This window comes from Undibacterium sp. Di27W (assembly GCF_049340345.1).
In the GTDB taxonomy this organism is placed as follows: Bacteria; Pseudomonadota; Gammaproteobacteria; order Burkholderiales; family Burkholderiaceae_D; genus Undibacterium.
Genome location: NZ_JBMPOS010000007.1, coordinates 113,727 through 125,897, shown reverse-complemented (window position 1 = coordinate 125,897; position 12,171 = coordinate 113,727). Strand labels below are relative to the sequence as shown.

9 protein-coding genes are annotated in these 12,171 nt (G+C 51.1%); 7 read left to right on the top strand and 2 right to left on the bottom strand.

From position 1 onward, the window contains the following. The 4 genes from nirD to ACO0LF_RS15695 are packed head-to-tail and all read left to right on the top strand — an operon-like array spanning window position 1 to window position 3,634. Window positions 1–345 (top strand): nitrite reductase small subunit NirD, encoded by a 345-nt coding sequence (gene nirD / locus ACO0LF_RS15710; protein WP_423015532.1) that lies wholly within the window; start codon window positions 1–3, stop codon window positions 343–345. A 54-nt stretch (window positions 346–399) separates the two neighbouring features. After that, window positions 400–3,162 (top strand): molybdopterin-dependent oxidoreductase, encoded by a 2,763-nt coding sequence (locus ACO0LF_RS15705; protein ID WP_423015530.1) that lies wholly within the window; start codon window positions 400–402, stop codon window positions 3,160–3,162. Between the two features lies 1 nt (window position 3,163). Beyond that, window positions 3,164–3,466, top strand: coding sequence for a GNAT family N-acetyltransferase (locus tag ACO0LF_RS15700; RefSeq protein ID WP_423015528.1), 303 nt, complete (start codon window positions 3,164–3,166; stop codon window positions 3,464–3,466). Between the two features lie 27 nt (window positions 3,467–3,493). Further along, the gene (locus ACO0LF_RS15695; protein WP_423015526.1) at window positions 3,494–3,634 is read left to right on the top strand and encodes an acetyltransferase; all 141 of its coding nucleotides are present in this window, start codon (window positions 3,494–3,496) and stop codon (window positions 3,632–3,634) included. A 9-nt stretch (window positions 3,635–3,643) separates the two neighbouring features. Here the strand turns inward: ACO0LF_RS15695 and ACO0LF_RS15690 are convergent, their stop codons facing one another. Continuing rightward, window positions 3,644–4,285 (bottom strand): LysE family translocator, encoded by a 642-nt coding sequence (locus ACO0LF_RS15690; protein ID WP_423015524.1) that lies wholly within the window; start codon window positions 4,283–4,285, stop codon window positions 3,644–3,646. Between the two features lie 48 nt (window positions 4,286–4,333). Next, complete coding sequence (locus tag ACO0LF_RS15685) at window positions 4,334–4,723, bottom strand: GFA family protein (protein ID WP_423015522.1); 390 nt, start codon at window positions 4,721–4,723, stop codon at window positions 4,334–4,336. A gap of 333 nt (window positions 4,724–5,056) precedes the next feature. Between ACO0LF_RS15685 and ACO0LF_RS15680 the strand changes: the two genes are divergently transcribed. Genes ACO0LF_RS15680 through ACO0LF_RS15670 form a run of 3 tightly spaced genes read left to right on the top strand, consistent with a single transcriptional unit; the run spans window position 5,057 to window position 12,167 of the window. Next, window positions 5,057–6,655, top strand: coding sequence for a ShlB/FhaC/HecB family hemolysin secretion/activation protein (locus ACO0LF_RS15680; RefSeq protein WP_423015520.1), 1,599 nt, complete (start codon window positions 5,057–5,059; stop codon window positions 6,653–6,655). A gap of 11 nt (window positions 6,656–6,666) precedes the next feature. Next, window positions 6,667–8,997 carry a CHAT domain-containing protein gene (locus tag ACO0LF_RS15675; protein WP_423015518.1) on the top strand — a complete coding sequence of 777 codons (2,331 nt, stop codon included), beginning with the start codon at window positions 6,667–6,669 and terminating at the stop codon, window positions 8,995–8,997. Continuing rightward, window positions 8,994–12,167: a filamentous hemagglutinin N-terminal domain-containing protein gene (locus ACO0LF_RS15670; protein WP_423015516.1), complete on the top strand. Its 3,174-nt coding sequence runs from the start codon at window positions 8,994–8,996 to the stop codon at window positions 12,165–12,167. Before ACO0LF_RS15675 ends, ACO0LF_RS15670 begins: the two co-directional genes overlap by 4 nt. The last annotated feature ends 4 nt before the right edge of the window (window positions 12,168–12,171 follow it).

Sequence of the window (12,171 nt, the reverse complement as noted above, 5' to 3'; positions counted from 1 at the left end):
ATGAATCAGGAATGGCAAGTTATTTGTCGCGTTGACGACATACCTGTATTGGGCGCCCGTGTAGTCGCCCGTGACAGCAAACCGGATGTGGCTATCTTCAGGAATAGCGAAAACAAGATATTTGCCCTGCTGGACAAATGTCCGCACAAAGGCGGCCCCTTATCGCAAGGCATCGTCTTTGGCGAAAAGGTAGCCTGTCCCTTGCATAACTGGAATATAGATTTACCCACGGGCTGTGCGATTGCACCGGACGTGGGTTGTACACAAAAATTCAGTTTGAAAGTGGAAGCAGGTCAGGTCTATCTTGATGCCAATGAATTGTCGGCACATGCAGTAGAGGCATGAGAAAATGCACAAGCTCACAAATGATTACTATGTTGCGGGCTTTTAAAGGCATGTATGACTGAAACCAAATCTACCTGTTGTTACTGTGGCGTCGGTTGCGGTGTAGTCATAGAAAGCGATGGCGAGCAAGTACTGGGTGTGCGTGGTGACACTGAGCACCCAGCCAATTTTGGTCGTTTGTGCAGCAAAGGCAGTACCCTGCATTTGTCAGCGGATATCAGGCTACAACAACAGGTCAGGGCACTGTATCCCGAAATACGTGATCCGCTAATGCGTGAAGAGCTGCGTCAGCGCAGTGACTGGGATACCGTCATTGCCAGCATGGCGGACAAGTTTGCTGACACCATCAAGACCCATGGCCCGGACAGTGTGGCCTTTTATATTTCTGGTCAATTGCTGACTGAAGACTATTACGTTTTCAATAAACTCGCCAAAGGTTTGGTCGGCACCAATAATATCGATAGCAATTCGCGTTTGTGCATGTCCAGCGCGGTTGCCGGTTACAAGCAGACTCTGGGTGCGGATGCACCGCCCACATGTTATGAAGACATAGACCTGGCAGAAGTCATCTTCATCGTCGGCTCCAACACGGCCTATGCGCATCCGATCTTATACCGCCGTATTGAACAAGCCAGGGAGAAAAATCCTGCGCTGAAAGTGATCGTCGCTGATCCACGCCGCACCGATACGGCGCGTGAAGCAGATTTATTCCTGCCTATTTTGCCGGGCACCGATGTGGCCTTGTTCAACGGCATGCTGCATCTGTGTCTGTGGGAAGACTTGATCGATCTGGCCTATATCCAGGAACATACAGAGGGCTTTGCCGAGCTCAAGCAAACCGTGCGTGATTACACGCCAGCAGCTGTCGCCAAGACCTGTGGCATCAAGGAGGCGGACCTGGTGCAGGCAGCGCGCTGGTTTGGGCAAGCCAAAGCCAGCCTGTCGCTGTATTGCCAGGGACTCAATCAATCATCTGTTGGTACTGCAAAAAATGCTGCTCTCATCAATCTGCATCTGGCTACGCATCAAATTGGTAAGCCGGGCGCAGGGCCGTTTTCCCTGACTGGACAGCCAAACGCCATGGGCGGGCGTGAAGTCGGTGGCATGGCTAATCTGATGTCGGGTCACCGTGACCTTGCCAATGCTGAACACCGCGCGGAGATAGCCGCGTACTGGGGTGTATATGATGTACCCGCGACGCCGGGCAAAACTGCAGTGGAAATGTTTGAAGCAGTCAGACAGGGTGAGATCAGGATCATCTGGATAGTTTGTACCAATCCGGCGCAATCCATGCCTGAGCAAAACCTGATACGCGAAGCTTTGCAAAAAGCCGAGCTGGTGATCGTGCAGGAAGCCTATGCAAGCACGGCTACCGTGCCGTATGCCGACATACTGTTGCCAGCCAGCACCTGGGCCGAGAAGACAGGCACCGTCACCAATTCAGAACGCCGCATATCACGTGTACGCGCCGTCATACCTGCACCTGGTGAAGCCAGACACGATTGGCAAATCGCCAGCCAGTTTGCTCAGGTACTGGCCCCTTTGCTGGGTAAATCGCCAGCAAACTTCAAGTACGACAGCGACGAACAAGTCTGGAACGAACACCGCGACAGCACCCGTGGCCGTGACCTCGATATCACCGGTTTGTCTTACGCCATACTTGAGCAGCAGGGGCCACAGCAATGGCCTTATCCGACTGGTGCCAGTACGGGCAAGCAGCGTTTGTATGAAGATGGTATTTTTCCTACTGCCAATGGCCGTGCGCGCTTTATCAATACCGTGTATCAGCCTGTCAAAGACGCAGTTGATGCGCGTTATCCATTCTCTTTGAATACAGGTCGCCTGCGTGATCAATGGCACGGCATGAGCCGTAGCGGCACGGTGGCGCAACTGTTTGCCCACGTGGCCGAACCGGGTATCTGCATGGAAGCCACAGATATGCAAAGACGCTTCCTGAAAGCGGGAGATTTGGTGCATGTTAGCAGCCGTCGCGGCACTGTCATTTTGCCGGTAGTCGAAAGTGATGAGCAGCGTGCGGGCCAGGTTTTCATCGCCATGCACTGGGGTGAGGAATATGTGTCTGGCCGCGGTCATGCACAGAATGCCAGCTATGGTGTGAATGCCCTGACTTCACCAGCAATCGATCCCATTTCCAAGCAACCAGAGTTGAAAGCCGCTGCCGTTAAGATTCTGAAAGCAGAATTGCCCTGGCGTTTCGTCGTGTTTGCCTGGCTGGATAGTGACGATGCTTATAGTATCCAGGCTGCCTTGCGCCCATATATGCGCGAGTTTGCCTATGCATCCTGCACGCCATTTGGTCGCGACAAGGTGGGGGTGATTTTTCGCGCAGCCAATGAAGAAGCGGTAGCAAATGAAGTACTGGAAAAAATCGAAAAGATTTTTGGTGTTGAGGGTGTGGATGTCTTGCGCTATGACGACAAGCGCCGCAGTGTTTCGCGCCATATCCTGGTAAAAGAAGGTGGTCTGGCTGCCGTCGCGCTGGCGGGAGACGTGTCTGCAGAAAGCTGGCTCAAGGATTTTCTGCAGGCACAGGAACCAGTCGCCAGGCTGGGGCGTCTCCTGCTCATGCCCAGCACCACAGCACCACAGGGTTTTGCCGCACGTGGCAAAGTGGTTTGTAGTTGCCTGAATGTGACTGATACCGAAATTAATAAGACGCTTGGCGATATGGATGGTCTGCCAGCCGATATCCTGACTGGTTTGCAAAGCAAGCTCAAATGCGGTACGAATTGTGGTTCTTGCGTACCTGAGCTCAAGAAAATGATCAGCTTCAATATGCAGGAAAAAGTCCACTAATATGAAGATAGAAAGAATAGATCCAGCCTCTGAAGCCGCGGGGAAGCTGATCTCCATGTCAGATACTTATATGAATGACTTATATCCGGCAGAGAGCAATCATCTGGAAAGTGTCAGCGCCTTAGCGCAAGACAATGTGATTTTTCTTGGATGCTATATCGACGAAGACTTGGCAGCTTGCGGTGCAGTCAAAATCTTGTTTGATGACGATGAACAGCTAAGTTATGGTGAAATCAAGCGCGTGTTTGTGCCGGATGAATTCCGTGGCAGAGGTTTAGCCAAGCACATCATGCGCGCACTGTAAGATTATTTGCTGGGGCAGGATATCCGTGTGGCCAGATTGGAAACCGGAATCAGGCAGCCCGAGGCGCTGGGCTTATACTTCCGCCTCGGTTATGCAGAGAGAGCCGTTTTTGGCGATTACCATGAAGATCCTTTGAGCGTCTTCATGGAGAAAAATTTATTGATCTGAAAAAAACGATCAGGCTGTTTGCCGACGCAAGCTCAGGAGCATCGCCCCAAATGAAATAAAGACTGTACCAACTACACGGTTTACCCATTTCACAAAATGTGGCTTGACCAATAGATGCATGGCACGCGCAGCCAGTTGCGCATACATCAGATGCGTCAGGTATGCCAGGCTCATGAAGATAGCCATCAGAGCAAAAAACTGTGGTGCCAGTGCTTCACTGGTATTGATGAAGTGAGGGAACAGGGCAGTAAAAAACATTAAGGCCTTGGGATTAGTGGCTGCCGTCAGGAAAGCTTCGGCAAACAATTTCTTTTTGGCGGGTTGTTCATTTTCTCCAGTGCTCATCCCTTGTGCCAGCAGTGCATTATTCTTGCCAAACAACTGCTTTGCACCTATATAAAACAAATACAGTGCACCTATTATCTTGACGGCAGCAAACAGCATTGCTGAAGAATTCAGCAATGCTCCCAAACCCAGAAAAGCCGCGCTTGACAGAAAAAATACACCGCTGATATTACCCAAGGCTGACCACATGACAGAACGCACGCCATAGCTTGCACCATTCTTCAGGGACAGTAATATGGCAGGACCAGGGCTGAGTATGGAGAGTCCGGCGATTGCGGTAAAGGCCAGCAGGGTTTGAGTTTGCATTATTGGTAATGAATGTGATTAATTGGAAAAGCGAGGCTTAGTTCTTGCCTATTCAGCCTTGAGTACGGTCGTCATTGTTGAACCCTTCGTCTGGCGTACCGGGATACCAGCCGGATCAAAATTTTCCAGGCAATACACATTGATGCCAAAATTATCCGGTGTGACACGCTTGCGATGAAACGGATAAATCCCACAGGTCTTGCAAAAATAATGATGGGCCGTGTGGCTATTGAATTGATATTCACTCAAGGACTCTGCTCCTGCCAATAATTTGAATTGACTTTCATGCACCTTGACCATCAAAGCATTCTTACGACGGCATATCGAGCAGTCGCACATCGTCAGCTCAGGAAAATCTGTTTCTATTTCAAAGCGTATTGCACCGCAGTGGCAACTGGCTTGATATTTTTGCATGGGGCGTGTGCCGGGTGTTTGCATTTAGGCTCCTTGTTGTTGGCATTATCTTAGATGAGTGCGGTGTGGCTGTACCGGTACAATTTCCTGTACTAAGCTGTGCTGACATGGGAATTTCACCATGACAATTTTTGTAGAGTGAACCCGGCTTGACGGTAAAGCTAGAGACCACTGTTTCAGATGTGTCCAAATGTAAGCCATACCTTGGTATCGTTGTAATGGAGGGGCAATGGACTTATCATGCCGGGTCAGTGTTGTCAGTTTGCTTCTCAACCCGCTTGCTTCGTCTATTTACTCACCCAATTCATGTCTATGATTCTTCCGACCATGCCAGCTCCTCATCATGCAAGGAATTGTATGGTCTCGCGGCCCAGACTGATGGCTGCTTGCCTGGCATTGACCTGGCTGGCACCCGGATCCTTGCTGGCATCTGATTTACCTGTCTTTAATTTGCCCGCGGTGCAGGCAAAGAGCAGGGATGTCATGGTCAGGGAATTTCAATTTAGCGGCAATGCTGTACTCAGCAATGCAGAATTGCAAGAGATGACAAAAGTATATCTTGGCAAACCTGTCACTTACGCCGAACTGGAAGAGTTACGTACCCGTATCACACGCGTGTATGTAGAGCGTGGTTACCTGAATTCTGGCGCAGTGCTGCAAGTGACTGAAGGGGCAGAGCCTTTTCCAGCGGGCATAGTACCTATCCGCCTGATAGAAGGGCGCATCACAGAAGTCAGAATCAGGGGCGAAGCTAATTTGCGACCGGCCTACCTGCAACAACGTCTGGTCGCTGAAGGCGAAGCTTTCAATATGCCGGTCTTGCAACAGCGCTTTCAACTTTTATTGACCGACCCTTTATTTGAAAAAATCAATAGTCGCATTATTCCTGGGGATCAGCCGGGCATGGCCGTACTGGATATTGATGTGGTAAGGACCAAAGCATATGGCTTGAACTTGTATGCCAATAATTACCGCGCACCTTCGATAGGCTCGGAAGTGTTGGGTGTTAGCGGCTGGGTGCGCAATTTGAGTGGCTATGGCGATTATCTGGAAGCCAGCCTGGCCCATAGTGAAGGGGCTGACCCTGTGCATCTGGGCTGGACCATGCCAGTCAATAGCCTGGGCACCAGTATCAAACTCGGTGTGGACCAGGGCAGTTCTTCTGTGGTTGGTGAGTCCCTGGCTGCGGTGGATATCAAAAGTCGCAGTTCGGGCTATGAACTGGGCATCAGCCAGGCGCTGGTCTATCGCCTGCAAAGAAAAATCGAGCTGGGCCTGAGTTATAGCCAGCGCGATAGCCAGACCAGTTTGTTGGGTGAGGCATTTTCATTTACCCCTGGTGAGCCAGATGGTTATTCAAAAACCAGGGTGATGCGCTTCTCTCAGGAGTGGACAGAACGCTGGGAAACCCAGGCCCTGGCCATGCGCAGCGTATTTGCCTTTGGTCGCAATAACATAGACGGTAATGCAAGCGACACCCAAGTGCCAGCGCAACATTATCGTATCTGGACCGGACAACTGCAATATGTCAGGAATCTGGAATCAGCAGGCCAGCAAATAGTCCTGCGCGCCTCGGCGCAACTGACGCCGGATCGTTTGTTACCGCTGGAGCGCTTTTCTCTCGGCGGGGTAGCCACTGTGCGCGGCTACCGGGAAAATGCCGTAGTACGTGATCGTGCCTGCTTGCTCAATTTTGAATATCATTACCCCTTACCTGTCTGGCAAGATGCCGGACAACAGTTCAAACTCATTGCCTTTACCGATATGGCCAGCGCCAGCAATAAAGATGAATCTGCCCAGCGATTAGCCTCATTGGGCGCAGGCTTGAACTGGCGTAGACAAAATTGGAGTGCAGATATTTTCCTGGCAAAGAAACTCGTCAGCCTGCCGGGACAAAGCAGTGGCAATTTGCAAGACCACGGCCTGCACTTCCAATTGACTTACCATTTATTTTGAGAATGCGAGCCATGACTAAGAAATTTGCGTCATCAGGTATGCGCATACTGACATTGAAACTGCTGCTGGTTTGCTGCTTCAGTTCTAGCACTTTTGCCAGCGAGAGTATGCTGGATCAGGGTTTGCGTGATTGTGCCAGTGGCAACTACAACCAGGCTTTGAGTCTGTTGCAGACATCTTATGCCAAAGCAGAAAAAAATGGCGATAAAGTCAAAGCTGCTTCAGCACTGGCACAGAGCTATATGCAAATGCATCAGGCAGCCAAGGCGGAAACATATTTAAGCTTTGCCTTTGATAAAGCAGACGATAAGCTGGATAAAGCTGGCTACGCCATCGATTTTGGTAACTGGCAACAGCAACAGGGGCATGCAGAGCAGGCGGCTTATTATTACGATGCGGCATTAAAACTGGCTGGTGACAACGCGTCAATTGCCATCAGTGCTGGCCTCAACCGGCACAAGCTCACAGCCAAAAAAATGCCCCCCGCTGAGCAAGTGAAAAATCTGCAAGCATTGTGGCAGCGTTTGCTGCAACTGAAAGATGCGCCGCAAGCGGCGCGCTATAGCCTCAATCTCGGCGTGCAAGCCAGGTCATTGGGCAAAGCAGGGCTAGCCCTGGCTTTCCAGGCATTTGAGCATGCACGTGTCTTGAGCCTGGCACCAGGGCAGGCACGATTACAGTTGGAGGCATTGGATCAACTCGCGCAAATGTATGAAGATGCTGGCCGCTTTGATGATGTCCTGTCACTGACCGATCAGGCCCTGTTGGCGGCACAAGGCGTAGAAGCGCATGATTTACTGATCAATATAGAATGGCGCCATGCACGCATTTTGCGGGCACAAGCCAATAATGTCGGGGCAATTGCTGCTTACCAAAGAGCACTGGAGCATATAGAAACCATACGCGTCGACATACCGGTGGAATACCAGGATGGTCGCTCGTCTTTCCGTGAAACCCTGGAACCAGTTTACCTGGGATTGGCAGATTTGCTCTTGCAGACTTCAGTGCAACTTGAAGGCGTACAAAAAAATGCGCAATTGCGCCGTGCCCGCGATGTCCTGGAATTGCTCAAGCAAACTGAATTGCAAGATTATCTGGGCGATCGTTGCGCGGTCGAAACCGCCAGGGCAAATCGTAAAAGCACGCAGCTTGCCAGTGATACCGCGATACTGTATCCGATTATCTTGCCAGACCGTTTGGAACTCTTGCTGGAAACCAGCTCAGGCATGTATCGCCAAAGCTTGCCCATGTCCGCCACAAAGTTGCGGGCGGATGTCATTGATTTTGGCAATACCCTGAAAGACAATCTCTCCTTCCAGTCTCAGGCGAAACGCCTGTATCAAGCCCTGTTGACACCGGTCGATGCTGAATTGACGCAGCAAGGCATACATACCCTGGTGATTGTTCCTGACGGTGTTTTGCGCTTATTGCCTTTCGCTGCCTTGCATGATGGCCAGCGCTTTGCCATAGAAAAATATGCCATCGCTGTAGTACCGGCATTGAGCCTGACCAATACCAATGCCCGCGCCCATCATGATGCCGCTTTCAAGACTCTGCTGGCGGGTATGAGCGAACCAGGAACGGTGGTGGATAAATTGCCGAACGCCATGGTCGAGCAATTATTGAATGCCAACCAGCAGGCGTCCAGCATGAATGGGCGACAAGTCGCCAGAGCCGTGCTGACCCGAAGCTTGCGTAATATCCCCAAAACTGCAGACAGCAGCATGAGTGGCAAACTGAGCGAGCTCTCCATCAGTAAGCCGGAACAACATCAGCAATTACAGCAAATGCTGGCACTGGCTGGCGTTAATGAAGAAATCCATACACTGGAAAAACTCACCAGCAGCCAGACCTTGTTGAATGCCGGTTTTACTGTGGCAGCATTTAGTCAAAAAGTTAAAACCGGGGATTATCAGATTGTGCATATTGCTTCACACGGGGTCTTTGGTGGCACGGCAGATACGACTTTTGTGATGGCCCATGATGATGTGATTACCATGGATAATCTTCAGCTATTTTTAAGGGCTGGCAGCATGAAAAGCCAGGAACTGGAATTGTTGACCCTGTCTGCATGTGAAACTGCGGAAGGCGATGACAGGGCACCGCTGGGCTTGAGTGGTGCTGCCTTGAAAGCCAGGGCCAAGAGTGCCCTGGGTTCACTCTGGCCGGTTTCCGACGATGCTGCTACCTTGTTGATGGGACAGTTTTATCGTAATCTGGCAGAGCCAGCGACCAGCAAGGCGCAGGCATTGCAAAAAGCCCAGTTGACCTTGATGAAAAATAGTAACTTCAATCATCCTTTTTATTGGGCACCGTTCATCATGGTAGGGAGCTGGTTATGAGCAAGGTTCATTTACATTCCATGAGCTTGCTCAGAATAAGTGTTTTGCTGGCATTGGGAAACATGTCTGCACTCGCCTGGGCTGGTGCCAGTACCGATGGCACAGTCGGCGCCGTGCAAAATCTGAGTGGTAATTTTGTGATCCCGCAAAGCCTGGGCACGACCAAAGGCGGCAATTTATTCCATAGTTTCAAGAACTTCAGCATAGAGAGTGGCGAGTCGGCAAATTTTACAACGACTACGGCCTTGCAAAATGTGATTGCCCGCGTCACTGGCGGCAGCGCATCGACTATCAATGGCTTGTTGAAGCTAAGCGCCGCACCCGGGAGCCAGCCGCATTTTTATTTCATCAATCCTGCTGGCGTGATTTTTGGGGCGGGTGCAGCTGTTGACGTACCTGCGGGTTTGCATATCAGCACAGCAGATTATGTGAAATTCGCCGATGGTAATTTTTATGTGGATACCACAAAGGCCAGCACCTTGTCCGCGGCAGCTCCTGAAGCTTTCGGTTTTTTAGGAAATAATTCAGCCTCGCTGGAATTCAGGGACGGTGCAAACCTGAGCCTGCGTGCTCAGCAGGCATTGACGCTGGCCGCAGGTGATATCGCTATCAATGATGCCACAGTGCTTGCGCCTGGTGCAGCAGTGCGCCTGATCGCCACTGGCAAGAACAAACTCGAAGTTGGTTTCAATGGTGATTTGCCTAAAGCAGATGGCAGCTTGAACATACTCAACGGCGGTAGTATCAATACTTCTGTCACTGGCAATGTCGATGGTAATCAAGTGCGGGTGCAGGCAGGGCAGATCTTGATCGATAAACAGGATAGCCGCCAGGATACGGGTATTTTCAGCAATGCCAAAGAGGGTAATGCCAAATCCGGCGATATTTTGATCGCTGCCAGTCAGCAGCTCAGCATACAAAATGGTGGCCGCATTTCCACTTCTACTTACAGTGCTGGCAATGCTGGTTCCATCAAGCTGGATGCAGGTGCTGTCATCATGGATGGACAGGGCAGTGTCAGCGGTATCTATAGCCAGGCCAATGAGGCGACAGGTAATGCAGGTAATCTGGATATCAATGTGGCTGGAAAGCTGACGGTCTTGAACGGTGCCCTCATGTCATCATCGACTTATACCTCGGGAAATGGCGGTAATGTGCGTGTCAGTGCCAATGAAATTCTACTGGATGGTGCTGATGCGAATGGCCCTTCTACCGGCCTGCTGAGTACCACCAATAACGGCACTGGCAATGCAGGCAATATCGAAGTCAATGCCAGGGGTAAATTAAGTATCTTGAATAGTGCGCAAATATCGACCGCTACTTATGCAGCAGGGCAGGGCGCAGATGTAAAAATCAATGCGGCAGAGTTACTGATTGATGGCAATGCAGTTTCTACCGGTATCAACAGCATAGCCAGTAGCTCAGGCAATGCTGGCAACCTCAATGTGACTGTCAGCGGTGCCAGCAATATTTTTTCTGAAGGTGGCATCGCTACCTCGGCATTCGGTACGGGCCAGGCTGGCAAGATCAAGTTCGTCGGTAATAGTCTCACTATAGACGGCAAGGGCCTGGAAGCCGGTATTTACAGCGACGCTGGTGATTTTCGTACTTCTGCCAATTTTCGTGGTGGCAACGGTGGGGATATTGATGTCAGCATCGCCGACAAATTATCCACGATAGATGGTGGCCGCATCTCATCCACGACTTATACGCGCGGTAATAGCGGCGCTATCAGCGTCGTTGCCAATACCCTGGCCATGGATGGTGAGCGCAGTGGCATCCTGGCAGAGACCGTGGGTACGGGTAATGCAGGCAATGTTGCAGTCAAAGCCAATCTTGCTTTACAAATGCAAAGTGGCGCGAGAATTTCTTCTGCCACCCGTTTTTCAGGTAATGCTGGCAGCGTCAATATTGACACTCCCGGTCTGACGATTGATGGCAAGGGCATGGCAACGGGCATCTATAGTGATGCAGGTACGCAGGCGCTGGGTAATGCCGGTAATGTCGATGTAAATGTGGGCTCCAGTTTGTTGCTCAAAGACGGCGGGCAAATATCGACTGCCACCATCAGCTCGACTACCGGCTCAGCTGGCGCTGTGAAAGTGAATGCGGCCAGCATCACACTCGATGGCAAGCTCAGCAATCCAGTCAAGGATGAGGATGGCAATGTCAAGGCACTCAATACAGGTATATTCAGCAGTGCCAATGCGGGCGATGAATATACCAGCAGATCAGTGGGCAATGCTGGTACAGTGAATGTCACAGCAAATCAACTACAAATGAGCAATGCAGCACAAATCTCATCTTCTGCCTACGCCAGGGGCAAGGCGGGTGAAGTGTATGTTAGCGCGGCAAAGATCAGCATCGCCAGCAATGCCGTCATCAGTTCCGAAGCTGGCGCTGCATCGAGTGGCTATACCGGCAATATTAATATCAAGGCCAGCGAGAGCCTGACTATGGAGCAAGGCTTGCTGTCGATAAGCAATGCTGCACAGATCAGTACTGATAAACTACCTGCTAAAACCTTGTTAGCGGTGGATGCACCTGAGATCAAATTACAGCAGGCACAGATCACGGCTTCTGCCAGTGGCAATGTAGCGGCCAGTGATATACAAATCAGCTATGCCAGTCGCCTGATGGCAAAGGGCAGTAGCATCAACACCAGTGCACTGGATGGGAATGGTGGTGCCATCGTGATCAAAGGCAGTGGCCCACTGGTGCTTGACCGCTCGCAAATCACGACTTCGGTCACAGGTGTGCAGGCAGGGAATGGCGGTGATATCCGTATCACTGCACCGGCGCTGGTATTGCGTAGTGGTTTTGTACAGGCAAACACGGCAGCCAGGGCGGCCAGTGGTGGTAATGTGAATATACAAGTAGATGCAACGATTGCCAGCGGCAACCAGCTGGTGTTAGGTGGATCGCCACAAAAATTTGATGGCAGCGGCAAGAACCTGATACAGGCTGCTGCACCGGATGGTGTGAATGGGCTTGTCAGACTGAGCAGCCCGCAAGTCGATTTTTCCGCCAGCCTGTTGAGCTTGACGGCACAGCCAAATGACCTGGGGGATTTGCTGACGGATTTGTGCCGGGTAGGCAACGGCAGTTCTTTAAGTGCTGTGGGACGTGGTGGCCTATTACCCAGCGCCACAGGTTTATTGAAACCTTGATTGA